This window comes from Rhizobacter sp. P3_C12 (assembly GCF_056402735.1).
Genome location: NZ_JBFUGW010000003.1, coordinates 51,180 through 69,264 on the forward strand (window position 1 = coordinate 51,180; position 18,085 = coordinate 69,264).

21 protein-coding genes are annotated in these 18,085 nt (G+C 70.8%); 14 read left to right on the forward strand and 7 right to left on the reverse strand.

Annotated elements, in window-relative coordinates; translation table 11 throughout:
• Window positions 1-51 precede the first annotated feature (51 nt).
• The 14 genes from AC1DXV_RS01275 (at window position 52) to AC1DXV_RS01340 (ending at window position 10,622) form a co-directional block, all read left to right on the forward strand.
• Window positions 52-882: a hypothetical protein gene (locus AC1DXV_RS01275; protein ID WP_477871964.1), complete on the forward strand. Its 831-nt coding sequence runs from the start codon at window positions 52-54 to the stop codon at window positions 880-882.
• Window positions 883-952: 70 nt separating this feature from the next.
• On the forward strand, window positions 953-1,471 hold the full coding sequence (locus AC1DXV_RS01280; protein WP_477871962.1) for a DUF2306 domain-containing protein: 519 nt from the start codon (window positions 953-955) through the stop codon (window positions 1,469-1,471).
• A gap of 7 nt (window positions 1,472-1,478) precedes the next feature.
• Window positions 1,479-2,495 (forward strand): LacI family DNA-binding transcriptional regulator, encoded by a 1,017-nt coding sequence (locus tag AC1DXV_RS01285; RefSeq protein ID WP_477932165.1) that lies wholly within the window; start codon window positions 1,479-1,481, stop codon window positions 2,493-2,495.
• 101 nt (window positions 2,496-2,596) lie between these two features.
• Complete coding sequence (gene gudD / locus AC1DXV_RS01290; RefSeq protein WP_477932167.1) at window positions 2,597-3,922, forward strand: glucarate dehydratase; 1,326 nt, start codon at window positions 2,597-2,599, stop codon at window positions 3,920-3,922.
• A 108-nt stretch (window positions 3,923-4,030) separates the two neighbouring features.
• Window positions 4,031-5,599: a methyl-accepting chemotaxis protein gene (locus tag AC1DXV_RS01295; RefSeq protein ID WP_477932169.1), complete on the forward strand. Its 1,569-nt coding sequence runs from the start codon at window positions 4,031-4,033 to the stop codon at window positions 5,597-5,599.
• A 48-nt stretch (window positions 5,600-5,647) separates the two neighbouring features.
• Window positions 5,648-5,920 (forward strand): type II toxin-antitoxin system ParD family antitoxin, encoded by a 273-nt coding sequence (locus AC1DXV_RS01300; RefSeq protein ID WP_477865475.1) that lies wholly within the window; start codon window positions 5,648-5,650, stop codon window positions 5,918-5,920.
• Window positions 5,917-6,237: a type II toxin-antitoxin system RelE/ParE family toxin gene (locus AC1DXV_RS01305; RefSeq protein WP_477865474.1), complete on the forward strand. Its 321-nt coding sequence runs from the start codon at window positions 5,917-5,919 to the stop codon at window positions 6,235-6,237. Before AC1DXV_RS01300 ends, AC1DXV_RS01305 begins: the two co-directional genes overlap by 4 nt.
• Window positions 6,234-6,659 carry a DUF3052 domain-containing protein gene (locus AC1DXV_RS01310; protein WP_477865473.1) on the forward strand — a complete coding sequence of 142 codons (426 nt, stop codon included), beginning with the start codon at window positions 6,234-6,236 and terminating at the stop codon, window positions 6,657-6,659. Before AC1DXV_RS01305 ends, AC1DXV_RS01310 begins: the two co-directional genes overlap by 4 nt.
• Window positions 6,640-7,773, forward strand: coding sequence for a hypothetical protein (locus tag AC1DXV_RS01315; protein WP_477932171.1), 1,134 nt, complete (start codon window positions 6,640-6,642; stop codon window positions 7,771-7,773). The genes AC1DXV_RS01310 and AC1DXV_RS01315 overlap by 20 nt, the downstream gene beginning before the upstream one ends.
• On the forward strand, window positions 7,773-8,282 hold the full coding sequence (locus AC1DXV_RS01320; RefSeq protein ID WP_477865471.1) for an alpha/beta hydrolase: 510 nt from the start codon (window positions 7,773-7,775) through the stop codon (window positions 8,280-8,282). The genes AC1DXV_RS01315 and AC1DXV_RS01320 overlap by 1 nt, the downstream gene beginning before the upstream one ends.
• 92 nt (window positions 8,283-8,374) lie before the next feature.
• Entirely contained in the window at window positions 8,375-8,860 is a 486-nt protein-coding gene (locus AC1DXV_RS01325; protein WP_477932173.1) for a hypothetical protein, read from the forward strand.
• An 87-nt stretch (window positions 8,861-8,947) separates the two neighbouring features.
• Entirely contained in the window at window positions 8,948-9,337 is a 390-nt protein-coding gene (locus AC1DXV_RS01330) for a VOC family protein (RefSeq protein ID WP_477865469.1), read from the forward strand.
• A complete protein-coding gene (locus AC1DXV_RS01335; protein ID WP_477865468.1) occupies window positions 9,337-9,861 on the forward strand; it encodes a class IV adenylate cyclase in 525 nt (174 codons plus the stop codon). The genes AC1DXV_RS01330 and AC1DXV_RS01335 overlap by 1 nt, the downstream gene beginning before the upstream one ends.
• Window positions 9,861-10,622: an alpha/beta hydrolase gene (locus AC1DXV_RS01340; protein ID WP_477865467.1), complete on the forward strand. Its 762-nt coding sequence runs from the start codon at window positions 9,861-9,863 to the stop codon at window positions 10,620-10,622. The genes AC1DXV_RS01335 and AC1DXV_RS01340 overlap by 1 nt, the downstream gene beginning before the upstream one ends.
• 10 nt (window positions 10,623-10,632) lie before the next feature.
• On the opposite strand, the gene AC1DXV_RS01345 is transcribed toward AC1DXV_RS01340, so the two are convergent.
• The 7 genes from AC1DXV_RS01345 to AC1DXV_RS01375 are packed head-to-tail and all read right to left on the reverse strand — an operon-like array spanning window position 10,633 to window position 17,859.
• The gene (locus AC1DXV_RS01345) at window positions 10,633-12,405 is read right to left on the reverse strand and encodes a type IV secretory system conjugative DNA transfer family protein (RefSeq protein WP_477932175.1); all 1,773 of its coding nucleotides are present in this window, start codon (window positions 12,403-12,405) and stop codon (window positions 10,633-10,635) included.
• A 5-nt stretch (window positions 12,406-12,410) separates the two neighbouring features.
• A complete protein-coding gene (locus AC1DXV_RS01350) occupies window positions 12,411-13,532 on the reverse strand; it encodes a TadA family conjugal transfer-associated ATPase (protein WP_477932177.1) in 1,122 nt (373 codons plus the stop codon).
• Window positions 13,483-13,950: a hypothetical protein gene (locus AC1DXV_RS01355; protein WP_477865464.1), complete on the reverse strand. Its 468-nt coding sequence runs from the start codon at window positions 13,948-13,950 to the stop codon at window positions 13,483-13,485. The genes AC1DXV_RS01350 and AC1DXV_RS01355 overlap by 50 nt, the downstream gene beginning before the upstream one ends.
• Window positions 13,947-14,567: a hypothetical protein gene (locus AC1DXV_RS01360; protein ID WP_477865463.1), complete on the reverse strand. Its 621-nt coding sequence runs from the start codon at window positions 14,565-14,567 to the stop codon at window positions 13,947-13,949. The genes AC1DXV_RS01355 and AC1DXV_RS01360 overlap by 4 nt, the downstream gene beginning before the upstream one ends.
• A 1-nt stretch (window position 14,568) precedes the next feature.
• A complete protein-coding gene (locus AC1DXV_RS01365; RefSeq protein WP_477932179.1) occupies window positions 14,569-15,990 on the reverse strand; it encodes a TraB/TrbI/VirB10 family type IV secretion system protein in 1,422 nt (473 codons plus the stop codon).
• 1 nt (window position 15,991) lies between these two features.
• The gene (locus AC1DXV_RS01370) at window positions 15,992-16,972 is read right to left on the reverse strand and encodes a TrbG/VirB9 family P-type conjugative transfer protein (RefSeq protein ID WP_477932181.1); all 981 of its coding nucleotides are present in this window, start codon (window positions 16,970-16,972) and stop codon (window positions 15,992-15,994) included.
• Window positions 16,973-17,010: 38 nt separating this feature from the next.
• On the reverse strand, window positions 17,011-17,859 hold the full coding sequence (locus AC1DXV_RS01375; protein ID WP_477932183.1) for a VirB8/TrbF family protein: 849 nt from the start codon (window positions 17,857-17,859) through the stop codon (window positions 17,011-17,013).
• Window positions 17,860-18,085: the final 226 nt, after the last annotated feature.

The following is an 18,085-nucleotide window of genomic DNA, read 5'->3' on the forward strand; positions in this document are numbered from 1 at the left end:
CGGTCCACTGCATTCCATGCGTAGCGTCCACGCTGCCCGACAATCGCCCGCATGACGCCGATCCGCTGCCTGCTCGCCCTCGCCACCCTGCTCATCGTGACCGCGAGCGTCGCGCAGCCGGCCCGCCCTGCCGCGGCGAACCTCGTGCTGGTGCTGCAGCCGCCCGACCGCGCGTTCCCGCTGGCCCTCGTGCGGGCTGGCATGTTCTCGCCGTTCGAGCTGACCGCGGAGTCGCTGCAGCCGGGCCAGCGCGTGCAGCTTCACCGGGCCGGTGCGCGCATCGGCGAGGCGCGCGTGGACCATCTGCAGATCGAGGAGCGGCAGGCCTGTTCGGAAGGCAGCCATGCGGTGCTGACGCCACCCCTGACGGGCGCGAGCGACGCAACGGCGCTGGTGACGACACGCCCGCTGAAGGATCCCGGCGTCGAGCGCGCAACCGCCGCCACCGAGGCCGATCGGCTCGCCGCCCGTGACGTCGCACGCACCATCCTGGCGCGCCACCAGGTACCCGCGGCGGCGCTGGCCGACACGCTCGCGGCCTTGCGCGTGTCCGCGCTGCGCATCGAGCGCGGCGGCCAGCCGGTCCTCGTCGTGTCGTCGCACATCGAGAACCAGGACAACGTGCAGACGCTGTTCTTCGTCGCCGAGCGCAATGCCCAGGGCGCCTATGCCGCCACCCATGAAGAGTTCTTCCGCGGCGGTGCCGGCGCGTCGGCACTGATGGAGATGGATTTCGTCGACCACGCCGACCTCGACGACGACGGCATCGCCGAGCTGGTCTACGCCTACGCCGGCTACGAGTGGTCGGGCTACGGCGTGCTGAAGCGCGCGGCCGCCGGGGGCTGGACGGCCGTGCATGCGCAGGCGATCGGCGGCTGCTGAAACGGTGTTGTCGGTCGCGCCCCCGGCGTGTACTGTTCGGGCTCCAACAGATCGACCCCAGGAGGAACCCATGGTCTACGGTCTCACGCCGCTCGGCGTCATCCACACGCTCATCTCCCTCATCGCGGTCGCGGCCGGCCTGGTCGCGCTGTTCCGCGACAAGCGCATCGTCGCGACGAACACCACCGGCCGCATCTACGTCTGGGCGACGGTGCTGACCTGCCTCACCGGCTTCGGCATCTTCCAGCACGGCGGCTTCGGCAAGCCGCACGTGCTGGGCATCGTGACGCTGGTGGTGCTCGGTGTCGCGGCACTCGCCGGCCGGCGCAGGCTGTTCGGCGGCGCGTCGCCGTACGTCGAGACCGTCGGCTACTCGTTGACGTTCTTCTTCCACATGATCCCCGGCGTCACCGAGACGACGACGCGGCTGCCGCTGGGCAAGCCGCTGCTGCCGAATGCCGATGCACCCGAACTGCAGGCCGTCGCCGGCGCGCTGTTCCTGGTGTTCCTGATCGGCGCCACCTGGCAGTGCCTGCAGCTGCGCTCGCGCAGCCGCCCGGGCCTCGCCTCGGCGTCACCCGCGGCCTGACCCGCCGATGACCCTGCAGCGCGCCCCGGCCTCGCACCTCAGCATCACCGTCAACGACGTGGCGCGCGTCGCCGGTGTCTCGGCGATGACGGTGTCGCGCGTGCTGAACCGGCCCGAGAACGTGCCGGCCGCCACGGTCGAGAAGGTGCGCGCCGCGGTGGCGCAGACCGGCTACGTGCCGAACCGCGCGGCCGGCGCGCTGCGCTCGAGCCGCAGCCGGCTGGTGGCGGCGGTGGTGCCGACGCTGTCGGGGCCGATGTTCCTCGAGACGCTGGAGGCGCTGACCGCCGGCCTCGCTGCGCGCGGCTACCAGCTGATGGTGGGGCAGAGCGGCTACAGCGAAGCGCGCGAGGACGAACTGCTGGCCGACATCATCGGCCGCCGCCCCGACGGCATCGTGCTGACCGGCGTGCTGCACACCGCGCAGGGCCGGCAGCGCCTGCTGGCCTCGGGCATCCCGATCGTCGAGACCTGGGACCTGATCCCCGACCCGATCGACGTGCTGGTCGGCTTCTCGCACGAGGCGGTGGGGCGTGCGGTGGCCGGCTACTTCGCAGGGCGCGGGCGCCGGCACCTGGCGGTGATCGGCGGCGATGACCCGCGCGCGCGCCGCCGTGCCGAAGCCTTCGCTGCCGAGGCACAGGCGCGCGGGCTGGCCGCGCCGGTGCTGCAGTACGTGCCCGCGCCGACCCGGCTGGGCCATGGCCGCAGCGCATTGCGCGAGCTGCTGCGCGCGCAGCCGCAGGTCGACGCGGTGTTCTGCAGCTCCGACCTGCTGGCGCTCGGCGTGCTGACCGAGGCACGCGCCAGCGGCATCGACGTGCCGGCGCAACTGGCCGTGGTCGGCTTCGGCGACCTGAACTTCGCGGCCGACCTCGAACCGGCGCTGAGCAGCGTGCGCGTCGACCCGCGGCAGATCGGCGACCTCGCGGCGCAATGCATCGTCACGCGCGCCGGCGGCGAGGCGCTGCCCTCGCGCGTGATCGACGTCGGCTTCTCGCTGGTCGAACGGGCCAGCAGTTGATCGGGTAAACCCGTATGCCACGGGCGGTCGCCAGCGCGTATTGTTAACGTTAACAATCTAGGAAGCGACCCCTGAACGAATCTCTGCAGACTGACTGATCCATGAGCACACCCACCATCACCGCGCTGCGCGCGATCCCCGTCGCCGGCCGCGACGACATGCTGCTGAACCTGAGCGGCGCGCATGGCCCGTTCTTCACCCGCAACCTGCTGATCCTGACCGACAGCGACGGCCGCACCGGCGTCGGCGAGGTGCCGGGCGGCGAGAAGATCCGCCAGACGCTCGAAGACGCGGCGCCGCTCGTCGTCGGCCAGCCGATCGGCAACCACCAGCAGGTGCTGCAGCGCGTGCAGCAGGGCTTTGCCGACCGCGACAGCGGCGGCCGCGGGCTGCAGACCTTCGACCTGCGCACCACCATCCATGCGGTCACGGCGATCGAGTCGGCCTTCCTCGACCTGCTCGGCCAGCACCTGGGCGTGCCGGTGGCGGCGCTGCTCGGCGAAGGCCAGCAGCGCGATGCGGTCGAGATGCTCGGCTACCTGTTCTTCGTCGGCGATCGCGCGCGCACCGACCTGCCGTATGGGCAAGAACCGGACGCCGCCGACGACTGGTTCCGCCTGCGCCACGAGAAGGCGCTGGATGCCGATGCGATCGTGCGCCTGGCCGAGGCCGCGCAGGCGCGCTACGGCTTCAACGACTTCAAGCTGAAGGGCGGCGTGCTGCGCGGCGATGAAGAGGTGGAGGTGATCCGCGCGTTGCACGAGCGCTTTCCGACCGCGCGCATCACGCTCGACCCGAACGGCGGCTGGCTGCTGAAGGACGCGATCCGGTTGATGCGCGACATGCGCGGCGTGGTCGCCTATGCCGAGGACCCGTGCGGTGCCGAAGGGGGCTTCTCCGGCCGCGAGGTGATGGCCGAGTTCCGCCGTGCTACCGGCCTGCCGACCGCCACCAACATGATCGCCACCGACTGGCGCCAGCTGAGCCATGCGCTGGCGCTGCAATCGGTCGACATCCCGCTGGCCGACCCGCACTTCTGGACGATGGCCGGCTCGGTGCGCGTCGCGCAGACCTGCCGCGACTGGGGCCTCACCTGGGGCTCGCATTCGAACAACCACTTCGACGTCTCGCTCGCGATGTTCACGCAGGTCGGCGCCGCCGCGCCCGGCAAGGTCACCGCGATCGACACCCACTGGATCTGGCAGGACGGCCAGCGCCTCACGAAGGAGCCGCTGCGCATCGAGGGCGGCCATGTGCAGGTGCCGAAGCGGCCCGGCCTGGGCGTCGAGCTCGACATGGGCGAGGTCGAGAAGGCCCACCAGCTGTACCGCCAGCACGGCCTGGGCTCGCGCGACGACGCGGTCGCGATGCAGTACCTGATTCCCGGCTGGACCTTCGATCCGAAGCGGCCCGCTCTGGACCGCTGACCTCGACCGCTGACCCGGATCGTTGAACCCATCACGAACGGGCCGGATCCACGCTCAAGTGGCGCGGCCGGTGGTCGATAAGCGTGCGTCTCCCCTATCCGACGCACCATGCTCCTCGACAACCTCTCCATCGGCAAGCGCCTCACCGTCGTCCTCGGCCTGATCCTCGGGCTGTCGGTGGCGAGCAGCCTGTATGCGGTGCACACGCTGCACCGCACCAGCGCCGAGATCGACGTGATGATCTCCGACAACGTGAAGACCGAGCGCGCGCTGTCCGACTGGCTGCGCTTCACCACCTCGGGCGTGCAGCGCGCCGCGGCCATCGCCAAGAGCAGCGACCCGAGCCTGATCGAGTACTTCGCCGCTGCCACCGCCGAGTCGATCAAGCTGACCACCGAGCTGCAGAAGCAGATCGAGCCGCAGATGAACCGGCCCGACGAGCGCCGCCAGTACGAGAAGGTCAGCGAGCTGCGCAAGGGCTACCTGGCCGCGCGCGAAGAGGTGAGCAAGCTGAAGCTGGCGGGCGATGCCGACGGTGCCAGCCGCTCGTTCAACGAGCGGTTCGAGCCCACGTCGCGCGAGTACATCGCCGCGGTGCAGGCGCTGTGCAATGCGCAGCGCGAGCAGCTCGACGCCAACGCGCGCGACGCCGAAGCGCGCCGCGCCAGCGCGAACACGCTGCTGATGGTGAGCGCGGCGCTGTCGCTGCTGGTCGGCGTGACGCTGGCCGTGTCGCTGGCGCGCAGCATCACCACGCCGCTGCGTCGGGCCGTGGCGATGGCCGACGCGATCGCCCGCATGGACCTGAGTGCTGCCGCGCAGACCCGCTATGCGCAGGACGAGACCGGCCGGCTGCTGCACTCGATCGACGCGATGCGCAGCGCGCTCACGCGCACGCTGAACGAGGTGCGCGGCGTGGCCGACGGCATCTCGACGGCCAGCACGCAGATCGCGACCGGCAACCAGGACCTGAGCGCGCGCACCGAGCAGGCTGCGAGCAGCCTGCAGCAATCGGCCGCGTCGATGGAGCAGCTGACCGGCACCGTGCGCCAGAGCGCCGAGAGCGCGTCGCAGGCCGCGCAGCTCGCGTCGTCGGCCGCGCAGGTCGCGCAGCGCGGCGGGCAGGTGGTGTCGGAGGTGGTCTCGACGATGGACSAGATCAATGCGAGCTCGAAGAAGATCGCCGACATCATCGGCGTGATCGACGGCATCGCGTTCCAGACCAACATCCTSGCGCTGAATGCGGCTGTCGAAGCSGCGCGSGCCGGCGAGCAGGGCCGCGGTTTCGCGGTGGTGGCSRGCGAGGTGCGCAGCCTCGCGCAGCGCAGCGCCGAGGCGGCCCGCGAGATCAAGGGCCTGATTGGCCAGAGCGTCGACAAGGTCGAGGCCGGCAGCCGGCTGGTGCAGGACGCCGGCTCGACGATGGACGAGATCGTCGTCAGCGTGAAGCGCGTGACCGACATGATCAGCGAGATCAGCGCCGCATCGGGCGAGCAGAGCCAGGGCATCGGCCAGGTCAACGTGGCGGTGAGCCAGCTCGACCAGATGACGCAGCAGAACGCCGCGCTGGTCGAGGAATCGGCCGCCGCCGCCGAGAGCCTGAAGGACCAGGCACTGCGGCTGAGCGGGATCATCGGGACGTTCCGGCTGAGCGGGCAGGGAATGACCCCGGTGTGATGGCGGGCGGGCTTGGCGCGACTATCAAACTTTGATAGTGTGCGAGCCATGCCATCCAGCTACGTCATCGGAGAGCACTTCGAAGCCTTCATCCGCGAGCAGATCGCGCAAGGCCGCTATGCCAGCGCGAGCGAGGTGATCCGCGACGGCTTGCGCGTGCTGGAGGACCAGCAGAAGTACCGGGCGACGAAGCTCGACGTGCTGCGCGCCGAGATCGGCAAGGGTGCGGACAGCGGGCCGGGTGTTCCCGCCAAGAAGGTGTTTGCCGACGTGCGCGCGGCCACTGCGAAGGGGCAGGCGAAACCACCGGGTCGCAAATGACGGCGACCTTTTCGCCGGCAGCCAGCGACGACCTGATGGAGATCGCGCTCTTCATCGCCGAGGACAACCCGAAGCGGGCGTTGAGTTTCATCGAGGAGCTCGAAGACACATGCCACCTGCTGTCGGCATCGCCCGGCATCGGCACCGCGCGACCGGATCTGGGCGAGGGCTTGCGCTCGATGCCGCATGGGCGCTACCTGATCTTCTGTCGCCGGCGCGATGCCGAGACTCGGATCGAACGGATCCTCCGCGGCTCGCGCGATGTGGTTCGCTCGGAGGTCATGGGCGACTACGATGAGGCGCGAGGCGACGCATGACCGCGGGCTATTCCGGCACGCCGCTCGCGAAGAAGCTCGGGCTGAAAGAGGGCTGCACCGTTGCGATTCTTGGCGAGCCACCGGGCTACCGAGCGCTGCTGGTGCCGGTTCCCGGCGGTGTCGAGTTCACGAGCCGGGCGACGGGCACCACCGACATCGCGCATGTGTTCGTGACTGCGCATGACGAGCTGGTGGCGCATCTGCAGTCGCTGCGCAAGACGCTGAAGCCCGATGCCGCTCTCTGGGTCTCGTGGCCCAAGAAGGCCTCGAAGGTGCCGACCGACATCACCGAGGACACGATCCGCGAACTCGCGCTGCCGCTGGGCTTCGTCGACATCAAGGTGTGCGCCGTCGACGCGGTGTGGTCGGGGCTGAAGCTGGTCGTGCGCAAGGAATTGCGCAATGAGCAGCGTCGCCCCTGATGCGCCCGCACGGCAGAATCGCGCCGATCATCATCGAATCCAGGGAGGAAGAATGACGGCACAAGGAATTCGCCGGCGCGCTGCTGCGCTGCTGTGGGCGCTCGGATGCGTGTCGGCACTGGGCATGGCTGCAAGCCATGCGCACGCCGAGAGCGCCGCTGCAGACTGCATGGGGACGAGCGACCAGGACCAGGCGGTGCAGAGCCTGCAGACCCTCTATCGCCAGGAGCAGTTCACACCGCTCGATGCCGCGATGGCGTGCCTGATGAAGGCCCGGGGCAGCTTCAGTTCGGGCAAGCCGGGCGCGGCGGCGGTCTATTGGATGTTCCGCCGCCAGATGCCAGCGCCGGGGGCAGACCCGTCCGAGACGGCGCGCATCGCTCGCTGGCGTCAGCAGCGGCCCTCGTCGGTGTTCGCCGAATTCGCAGGCCACCGGCTCCAGTACGCGAATGCCTGGGCCGCGCGTGGCATGGCCCCCGCGGCCCGGGTCGGCGAGCCGGCGTGGGCCTCCTTCGAAACCCAGTTGACGCAGGCCGAGTCCGGCCTGCTGGCGGCAAGCGCCGCATTGCGCGCCACGCCGATCTGGCAGACGCTGCTGCTCGCCGTGACGCAGGACATGCAGTCTCCCCGGCGCAAGCCCGATGAGGTGTTCCAGGAGGCCGTGCGCAGCTGGCCCGACTTCTACGACCTGCATGAGCTCCGGCTGACGCGGCTCGTCCCCCGCTGGGGCGGCAGCTGGGACGATGTGGATGCCAGCATCGACCGCTGGGCCAGGCAGCGCGAGACCGCGCAGGGCGCTGCGCTCTATGCGCGGCTCTACCTCGGCGTGATCGACGCGTCCGGCACGGATCCGCGGCAGACCCGGCTGGCGTGGCCGCGCATGAAGGCGGGTCTCGACGAGCTGGTCGCGCGCCACCCCGATCCGTCGTTCAGGAATGCTGCCGCCAGCGTCGCCTGCGTCTACGGCGATGTGCCCTATCACCAGGCCGCGATGCGGCGCATCGCTCCGGCAGAAGCGCGACCGTCGGCGTGGATCCGGGGCACGAGTCCCGCGGCGTGCGCGGCATGGATGCGGCTGCGACCCGAGCCGGCCGCTTCCTCCGCGGGCGTGTGATGCGACGCGTCGCGCGGGTCGTGGCCGGTCTCGCGACCAGTGCGGTGCTGGTGGCGCTGGCCGGCCTCGGTGCCGGCGAGGCGCTCAGCTCGCCGGCCACGCGCACCATGGCGCACGCCGAACCGGCGCCCGATGCCGTGGTGCTCGAATCGATGTACCCGACGATCGAGGAGGCCGTCGTCGACCGGTTGACGCGCCGTCTCGGGCCGGTCGGGTCGGCGCTTGCACCGCTGCTGCTGTGGCAGCTTCCGCTGCGCACCGGGATCTCGCCCGATCAACTGCGCCCGGTCGACGCGATCGCCTCGCTGAAGGCGCCGGTGCTCGCCGCCGCCGGCACGCGTGACGAGCACACCACCCTCGCCGAAAGCCGGCGCATCTTCGACGCGGCGCGTGAGCCGAAGCAGTTCTGGGCGGTCGACGGGGCGGCCCACGTCGACCTGTTCAACGCCGGGCCCGAGGCCTGGCGCACGACCGTGATCGCGTTCCTGGACCGGTACCTGGTCCGCTGACCCCACTTCCTCAGGCATTTCGACACGCCCCTTACCGGTGCGAACCCGCCTCGGCGGCAAACAGGCCCGCAAGCCGCTAGCATCGCCCGGTCATGGAATTCAGTCCCGAACTGTTCGCGGCGATCGTCGCCGCAGTCGCCTTCATCGCCGGCCTGTGGCTCGTGCGAGCCCGCCGCCGCCAGACCCGCACCCGCGGCGGCAGCGGCCGTGCGCGCGGCCCGGCCAACCTGCGCTTCACCTGCGCCAACTGCACCAAGCAGTTCACGCATTCGCGCCGCACGCTGGTCGCCTATGAGCAGGGCTCGCGCCAGTTCTTCTGCAACGCCTGCCACACGCGCTGGCGCGGCTCTCAATCGGTGATCCAGAACCGCACGCACGGGCCCGGCGAGATGCTGGCCCGCCGCGATGCCCAGCAGGCCAAGCAGGCGCACCTGGCCGAGGCGGCCAAGCGCGTGCAGCCGCCTGCGCCGGGCACGGCGTCGAGCGCCGACGCGAAGAAGGGCTGCCTCGGCGCGGTCGCGTTGCTGGTGGCGGCACCGGCGATCCTCGGCTGGGCGGCGGCGCACTACTATTTTTGAGGGGCGGCTTGCGAAATCCGCATGACCCGGGCTGGACCGCTGTGACATAGTGTCCCGGTCGCGCCCCGTCCTTCGCACCCGCCGCCCATGTCTCCAGAGCCCCTGATCGCCGTGCGCGATCTCGAATCCAGCTGCCACTGGTACCAATCCGTGCTCGGCCTGCGCAGCAGCGCCGCGGGTGTCGACGACGAGACGCTGCTGTGTGGCGAACGCGTCGTGATGCGGCTGCGGCCGTGGGACACCCGCCACCACCCGCACCTCGGCCGGCCCGACAGCAGTGCCCGCGGCAACGGCATGCTGCTGTGGTTCCGCACCGACGATTTCGATGCCGCCGTGCTGCGCGTGCGCCAGCAGGCCGCCCAGGTGCTCGAAGGGCCCGGGGTCGATCCGAACCACGGCCGCCGCGAGATCTGGCTGCGCGACCCCGACGGCTACGTCGTCGTGCTGGCCGGCCCCGAAGGCGAGGTGGCCGTCTGATGGCACGCAACATCGAGATCAAGGCCCGGATCGAGGGCATCGAACGGCTCGAACCGCGCGTCGCCGCGCTCGCGCAGCAGGGGCCGACGCCGATCGCGCAGGACGACACCTTCTTCCGCTGCGACAACGGCCGCCTGAAGCTGCGTGCGTTCTCGGACACCGAAGGCGAGCTGATCTTCTACCGCCGAGCCGACCAGGCCGGCCCGAAGGAATCGTTCTACCTGCGCTCGACGACCGCCGAGCCGGCGGCGCTGCGCGAGGTGCTCACGCTGGCCCACGGCCAGGCGGGCCGGGTGCGCAAGCAGCGCACGCTGTACCTGGTGGGCCGCACGCGCGTGCACCTCGACCGCGTCGAGGGGCTGGGCGATTTCCTGGAGCTCGAGGTCGTGCTGCGCGAGGGCGAACCCGCCGAAGCGGGTGTCGCCGAGGCGCATGCGCTGATGGCGCAGCTGCAGGTGTCGGCCGGGCAGCTCGTCGAGCGGGCCTATGTCGACCTGTTGTCCTCCGCCGGGCGGCCTTCCTGATGCTCAAACTCCTGGGCGTCGTGGTGGCACTGGTCGTGGTCGGCTACCTCGGCCTGTGCGGCACGCTCTATGCCTTCCAGCGCTCGCTGCTCTACTTCCCGCAGCCGCGCACCGGCCCACCGGCCGGCGAGATCACGCTGCCGGGCATCGCGGTGGCAGTGCGCGCATCGGTGCGGCCGCATGACGGCCCGCAGGCGCTGCTCTACTTCGGTGGCAATGGCGAGGATGTCTCGCAGACCCTGCCCGAACTGGCGCGCACCTTCCCCGACCACGCGATCTACGCGATGCACTACCGCGGTTACGGCCGCAGCGACGGCTCGCCGTCGGAAGCCGCGCTGCAGGGCGACGCGCTGGCGCTGTACGACCTGGTTTCGCGCTCGCATGCGCGCGTGTCGGCGATCGGCCGCAGCCTCGGTTCGGGCATCGCGATCCGCGTCGCACGCGAACGCCCGGTGTCGCGCCTCGTGCTCGTGACGCCCTACGACAGCATCGCGGCCCTGGCCTCGGCGCAGTTCCGCTGGCTCCCGGTGCGCTGGCTGCTGCAGGACCCCTACGAGTCGGTCCGCGTCGCGCCGGCCATCGCGGTGCCGACGACGCTGGTCGCCGCCGAGCACGACGAAGTGATCCCCCGCGCGAACACCGAACGCCTGCTGACGGCCTTCGCGCCGGGCGTCGCGACGATGATCGTCATCCGCGACGCGGGCCACAACGATCTCTCCCGCCTGCCGGCCTACGGCCTCGCGCTGCGCACCGGCTTCTAGCGCTCAGCCTTCACGCCGCCGCGTCGGTCGCACTCTCCTCGGCCGCCTTCGCCACCGGCTTGCGGTACAGCACCCGCGCGGTGTCCGCCTTCACGAAACAGGTGTAGACCACCTCGGCCAGCCGCTCCGGGGCGTACAGCACGCCCACGCGCGGCGACAGGCTCAGCATCTCGTTCGGCGAGATCACCGGCACCTCCAGGTCCGACAGCATCCGCTTCGGCGTGTAGGCCTCGCCGCCGAAGCGGTTGTATTCGACGCTCGCCGATTTGGTCACGCGCACGATCTTCGTGCCCGACAGCAGGCTCGCCCATTCGGCCGTCTCCGGGTCGCTCGCGCGGTACAGCAGCTTCACCTGGCAGTTCACCAGCACGCCCGATTCGATCGCCTGCACGTTCAGCGTGCGGTCCTCGGGGCTGCGCAGGTCGTGGATCGACTGGTGCAGCAGCACCATGTTCACCTTGAAGCCGGCGATCGTCGCGAGCGCGTCGCTCACTTCCTGCGAGATCATGAACTTCAGCTCGTCGATCGCCAGCGTGAGCTGCCGCGTGCGCTCCGGTGCGAGGCGCCGCGCCTCCTGGATCACCTCGGTCACGAAGGCCTGCGTCGCGCGGCGGATCGTCGGGTCGTCGAGCGAGCCGCGCACGTAGATCGTGGCGCCTGCCTTCAGCGCCTCGCCGATCTTGTTGCCGCCGCCCTTCTTCGGGTTCAGCGAGGGCAGCATGCCGAACTCCACCAGGTTGTCGTAGAGCCGGCTCGCGCCCTCCTTCAGCGGCTTGCCGTCCTCGCCGCGCTGCTCCAGCGCCGCGCGCAGCCCGGCGATGCTGGTGCCCGAGCGCGGCATGATGGTGTCGAGGATGGCGCGCTCGCGCGACTTGTAGAAGTCGGAGCCGTCGCCGGTGTTGTTGAGCCCGAAGCAGGCGCAGATGCGCGAGCGCCGGTCGCGCGGCGCGCCGCCCTCGAACGGCGCCCAGCGCGTGTCCTCGTTGCCGAGGTCGATGTAGATGAAGCGCTGGCCGGCGCGCTCGCAGGCCTCGGCCATGATGTACGGGATGAAGGCATCGGCCTTCGGGTCGATGTAGACCACCGAGTGGCCCTGCTCGATCGCCTGCTCCAGCATCACGCCCAGCACCACGCCCTTGCCGAAGCGCGTCGGGCCGACGATCTGCATGTGCGTCGCGCGGAAGGTCTCGGCCGCGAGGAACATCGGCTTGCCGGCCGCATCGAGCCCGATGAAGACCTGGCCGTCGCGGCGATGCCGGCGCGGGTCGAAATCGCGCGCCTTCAGCCGGCCGACCTCGTTGCGGATGTCGCTCTGCTTGTGGTCCTCCTGCCGCACCACGAGCCGCTGCACCAGGCGCGACATCTGCGGCGTCAGGTAGCGCGCCGAGGCGACGCGCGCGGTCCAGCCGAGCAGCATGCCGGCCGGCAGCAGCCAGCCCCAGCGCCAGGCCTGGCGCGACACGTAGTCGACGAACCACGCATGGCCCTGCCCGGGCGCGTTGCCGAGCGCCGCCACGGTGGCGAAGTACATGCCCGGCCAGAAGATCAGCACCAGCGCGACCAGCGCATACACCGCCACCCGGCGCAGCGCGATCTTCATCACCTCCCAGATGCCGTACTCGGCCTCCTTGGCCGGCGGCACGCGCCACGGCAGCACGTTGATCAGCGCGAGCGTGGTCAGCGCGAGGGCGGTGCACACCCACCACCAGGGCGTGGACCAGCGCATCGCGGCGATCACCGCCTGCGAGACCGTGCCGTTCAATGCATCCTGCAGTCCGTTCATGCCGTTCATGCGTCGTCGTCCCGGGTGTAGAGCATGCGGCGCATCGATGGCGCCTTCACCTGCTCGTGCCGTCCTTCGTGGTGGTTCCAGCGCCACAGCAGGTGGAACTCGCCGTCGTCGAGCTCGGCCACCTCGACGATGCGCCGGCCGTGGTGTGGCGTCTTCTGCGCGTGGACGATCACGTCGAGGTTGTTGCGCACCTGGCGCTGCACGTGCTCGTACGGAATGGCCGAGAAGCCGGCCGCGGCCAGATTGGTCAGGCGGTCGATGGTGTCGAGCGCGCTGTTGGCGTGGATGGTCGACAGGATGCCGGAGTGGCCGGTGTTGGCCGCCGTCAGCAGCGCCTCGGCGGCCGCGCCGTCGCGCACCTCGCCGACGATCAGCCGCTGCGGCTCCATGCGCAGCGCGTTCTTCACGAGCCGGCTCATCGTCAGCGGCTCCACGTCCTTCGCGAAGCGGTGCGGCGCCTCGAGCGCCACCCAGTGCCGGCTGTCGATCTGCAGCTCGGCGGTGTCCTCGATGCTGACGATGCGGTCCTCCGGCGGGATGAAGTTCGACACCGCGTTCAAGAGCGTCGTCTTGCCGCTGCCGGTGCCGCCCGAGACCAGCACGTTGAAGCGGTTCAGCATCGCCAGGCGCAGGTAGCGGAACATCTCGCGGTTGAACGAGCCGCTGGCCAGCAGCGCCTCGGCGGTGAAGCGCAGCTTGGGGAACAGCCGCACCGTCATGTTGCTGCCGGTCACGCCGGTCGGCGCGAGCACCGCGTTGATGCGCGAGCCATCGTCGAGCCGCGCGTCGAGCAGCGGGCGCTCGATCGGGTGCACCTCCTGGCCGAGTGCGTTGGCGATCTGCTCGATCGCGGTGACGAAGTGGAACTCGTTGCTCCAGCGCGCATCGACCGGCGCGAACTCGCCGTGCCGCATGATGTAGACGCTGTCGAAGCGGTTCACGAAGATGCCGGTCACGCCCTCGAGCCGGAAGAACGGCTCGATCGGGCTCAGGTAGTGCCGCACCAGCTCCCACTGGAGCTTGACGGCGCTCTGCGCCTGCGGGCTTTGCGGATCGTTGGCGGTCATGTCAGCGCAGCCGGGCGAGTTCGCGCTGCAGCGCGTCGACGTTGTCGGCATGGCGGGCGGCGGCCTGGCGCGCCTGGGTCTGGGCCTCGGCATCGCCGGCGGGCGCTGCCTTGACGATCTCGCGGGCGCGGGCCAGCAACTGCTGCTCGGTGCGCAGTTCGGCATCGATGATCGCGCGGCGGTCGGTGTCGCGCTCGCGCTGCAGCGCCACCGGGATGCGGCGGTCGGCGGGCCCCGGTTGCGTGCGCGGGGGGGCGGCGGCCTGCAGCGGCTTGACCGGTGCATCGAGCGCCGAGGCGCGCGTCGCGAGCGGCGTGCAATCGCGCTGACGCGCCTCGGCATCGCCGACCAGGTTGGTGACGATGCTGCGGCCCGGTTCCTGCAGCGACGGGCAGCGGTACAGCGCGGCCTGCGCCGGCAGGCACACGATGCAAGGCAGCACGCACGACAAGCGCAGCACGACCCTCATGACGGCGCCCTCCAGGTCGCGATGCCCTGCAGCACCAGCACCAGCGCTGCGAGCGGGATGAAGGTGAAGTGCAGCGGCCAGCGGCGGGTGCGTCGGGCGCGGTTGCGCCGGCAGGCCGGGGCGATCGCCAGCGCCAGCAGCGCGGTGTGCGCGAACGCGGTGGTCGCGATCGCGCCGCCACGCCCGGCCAGTGCGAGCGCCAGGCACCACAGCAGCAACAGCAGGTTCAGCGCGAAGGCATAGGCCAGCGCGCCGCGCTGCGGGCTCACCTCGAACAGCCCGGGGTCGAGGATCTGCGTCACGCGGTACAGCGCGAGCATCGACGGCAGTGCCATCAGCCACGCGAGCCAGGCCGGCGCGAGCACGCTGGTGACGATCAGCGGTGCGCACGCCGTCAGGTACGGCAGCAGCGACCAGCGCAGCTGCGCGTGCGCATAGTCGCCATCGGCCAGGCGCAGCAGCAGCTCGCGCAGGTGCTTTACCCCCGTTCGGGCTGAGCCTGTCGAAGCCTTCGTGCCACGCGAGCAAGACCCTTCGACAGGCTCAGGTCCTTCGACAAGCTCAGGATGATCGGGCCCTTCGACAAGCTCAGGGCGAACGGAGGCAGGCGCCGTCATTTCAGCGCATCGATTGAGGAGCCACCGCCGGCGCGAACTCGTCGATCGGCGCCCACGCGCGCAGGAACAGCTCGTCGTCGAGGAACACGTTCATCGGCGTGCCCGGCTTCACGACGATGGTCGGCACCAGGTTCAGGTAGCGCGACGCGACGCGCCGTCCCACGTCGGCCAGGCCCGCCGCGATCTCGGCCCCGGCGTCGCGCCCGGCCAGCACGCTGACCGCGAGGTTGGTGTCGTTGCTGGTCGAGCGCACCGCGCGCGTCGCGGCCAGCCCGCCGATCACGCCGTAGGCCGCGACGCCGCCGAGCGTCGCGAGGAAATGCCGGTTCACGTCGCCCTCCAGCGCGGCCACGCCGGCGCCGTCGAGCATCGCGCTGCGCGACAGGTCGATGCGCGCGCCGTTGGGCAGCACCAGCCACTGCGCGATCAGCGCCATGCGCTCGTTGATCGCCTCGTTGACCGGCTTCGGCCGCGCCGAGCTGCCGAGCACGCGCGTGCCCTTCGGGATCAGGATCACGTCCTGGTTCAGGTCGTAGATGTCGCGCGCGATCAGCGCGCGCCAGCGGCCCTCCCAGTCGGAGTTGACCTCGATGTCGAGCACCGCGGCCATCACCGTGCCGACCGGCACCAGGTACTCGCCCTCGCGCTGCGCATCACCCTTTTCGCGGCGCGCGGTGGCGGTCTGGCCGACCACCGCGCCCGAGGCCTGCGCGCCGGCGAGGTCGCGCACGTAGCGCGCCGGGTCGTCGGCGCTGCCGCGCACGCGGTCGATCGCCTGGCGCAGGCGCGTGAGGGTCGACTGCGATGGCGCAGCCTGCGCATCCGCCCCCACCGCGGCGGCGGCCACGCTGCCCGCCGCGGCCGTGCCGGTGGCCGGTACGCCGCCGCTTCCGGTCGTCGAGCCGGCGCGGCGCGGCGCCTCCTTCGGATCGCGCGGACCACGCGGGTTCGACACCAGCATCTCGTGCGAGCTCACCGCGGCCAGCGAACGCTTCAGGTCTTCCATGCGCGCGGTCYCCCGCAGGTCCTGCTCGGGCGAGCGCGGTGCGGCGGCCGACGGTGGCGGTGCCTCGCGCTGCGCCTCGGCACGCGCGCGCTCCAGCGCGAGCTTCTTCTGCCGCTCGGTCTCGAGCCGCGCCGCCTCGACGCGCTGCTTGGCCTCGAAGTCGACGAACGGGTCCTGCGGCGGCGCCTTGCCGGCATCGGCCACCGGCGGCGCGGCCGGCTTCGGCGGGCTGCGCAGCGAATCGACCAGCAGGCCGCCGACGATCAGACCGCCGAGCACCGCGCCGACGATCACGACGCGCTTGCCGTGCTGCGAGACCTGCTCGTCGGCGCCGGGCGGCTGGGTCGGCGGCAGGCTGTCGGCGAAGGGTTGCGCTGCGGCGCCGGCCGGCGGGTTGTGAGGGGTGGGCTGGCTCATCTCAGGACTCCCGTTCACCCTTGCGGGTGATGCTGAGCGTCTGCTTGCCCGAGTACAGCGTGAACTTCGGGAACAGCCCGCTGATCTGGTAGGTGCGGGTCGGCTCGTCGTACGCGTAGTCGAGCAGCACCGCCTTGCCGTCGAGCTCGGCCATGATCGACGCGAGCCCCTGTGCGCCTTCCTTCATGCGCACGTAGGTGAAGCGGCCGTCGTCGTAGACCGATTCGATCTCGCCGGCCGTCCAGCGCGAGAACAGCCCGGTCTCCCAGCCGTAGTTGCTGTTGAGCTTCTTGCGGTAGGCCTTCATCGAGTCGCGCGCCTGGCGCTCGAGCCCGGCGTTGCGCTCGCGCAGCGCGCTGACCTCCTGCCGCGCGTCCGAGGCATACGAGCCGTCGCTGCGCTGCTCGCCGGCGCGCGCCCACGCGCCGCGCGAGATCAGACCGGGGTCGGCCTGGATGTAGACGCAATGCGAGATCTCCAGGTTCTCCGGCACGCGCGTCACCAGGAACTCGTAGGCGTTGCCGCTCTGGCCGATCGCCGAGATGGTGGTGGAGCGGCCCTCGCTGGAGCGGCTGGTCGGCTTGATGAAGATGCGGCTGTTGATCCAGTCGAGCGCCCACAGCTCCTTGTCGCCCATGATCACGTCGATGCCGGCCTCCGGCAGCGCGACGTGGATCTGCTTGAAGGGCTGGGCCTGCAGCCGGATGATGTCGCCGCGCTGCCAGTTGATCGTGCGGCAGCTCAGCGCCGGCTCACCAGGCCGCGCCTGGTTGGCGGCGCGCGCCTGGATGCGCGGGGCGGCGGCAGCGGTGCGGCGCACGGGGGCCGCGGCCGGAGCCGACGCGGCAGGCAGCGCAGACGTGGCGTTGCGCGGCGCATCGCCCGGGCCATCGAACGGCGTGGATTGCGAGAAGGCGGGGCCTGCAACGACCGCGAGGGCGGCCAGCGCGAGGTGGGCACGGTTGAGCAAAAGGGTGTTCATCGTGGCGCGTTGCTCCATGGGGAATGTCATTGCGGGCCTCAACCGGTCTGCGCGAGCTTGTCGTCGCGCGGCACCGGCGTCGGGTCTTCCTTCAGGTCCAGCGACAGGATCTCCAGCCCGAGCGGGTTGGCGACCAGCGAGCCCTTGTTCGCGGCGATCTCGTCCTTGCCCTTGATGCGCCAGCCCATCTGCACGATGGCGTTGCGCCGGTCGACGACCGTGCCGTCGGGCTTGCGCTCGGTGAAGGTGGTGAAGACCAGCGTCTCGTACAGCGTCGCGCGGCCCTGCTCGGGGATCGTCGACGGGATCTGCGTGCGGTGCTGCACCACGCGCACGCGCACGTCGCGCTCCAGGCAGCGCGCCTTGCAGTCGCTCAGCTCGGCGGCGACGCGCGCGGCGTTGTAGTCGTCCTGCCCGAGGAACTGCGCGACCAGCTTGGGCGACAGGAAGAAGCCGACGAAGCGGTAGTCGCCGGTGATCGTCGCGGCATTCTTGCGGTAGCGCTTCTCGACGAACTCGCTGATCTTCGATTCGAGCGTGGTCTGGAAGAACTCCACCGGGCGCGCCTGGTCGGCGAACTCCACCGTGTATGCGCCCGACGGATCGAGCTTGACCCAGGCCACGCGCACGTTGGAGGCGAAGCGCTGGTCGGCGGTGTACCAGCCGATCGCCGAGAACAGCGTGATGCCCGACAGCAGCAGGAACGCGACGAACCAGCGCGCGCGATCGGCCGACGCGGCGGCCAGCAGGTCGAAGCGCGATTGCGCGCGCAGCTTCGTGATCACCGTGTCGGGGATCAGGCCCTGCTCGGTGTCGTGTGCGGGCCGCGGTGCACCGGCGCGCACGCCGTCTCGGGGCGATCGGGGCTTCTTGAGCGGGAGGGTCATGGTGGTGGTCTCGCGGCGGTCGTGCCACGAACAGCGCAACACCGATGCCAGCTTGTGCAGCGCGCCGTCACGCCGCGCGAAATCTCAATCGCGCCAAGCAGTTAGCCGGCAACGTGGCATCGCTTCCTGCCAGGCACGCGGCGCGGCGACTGTGCGCGTTGCCGCAAGGCATGCGGTGGTGCTGGCGGCATTCCGCACGTCTGCCGCAACGAGGCGTTCGAGCCAC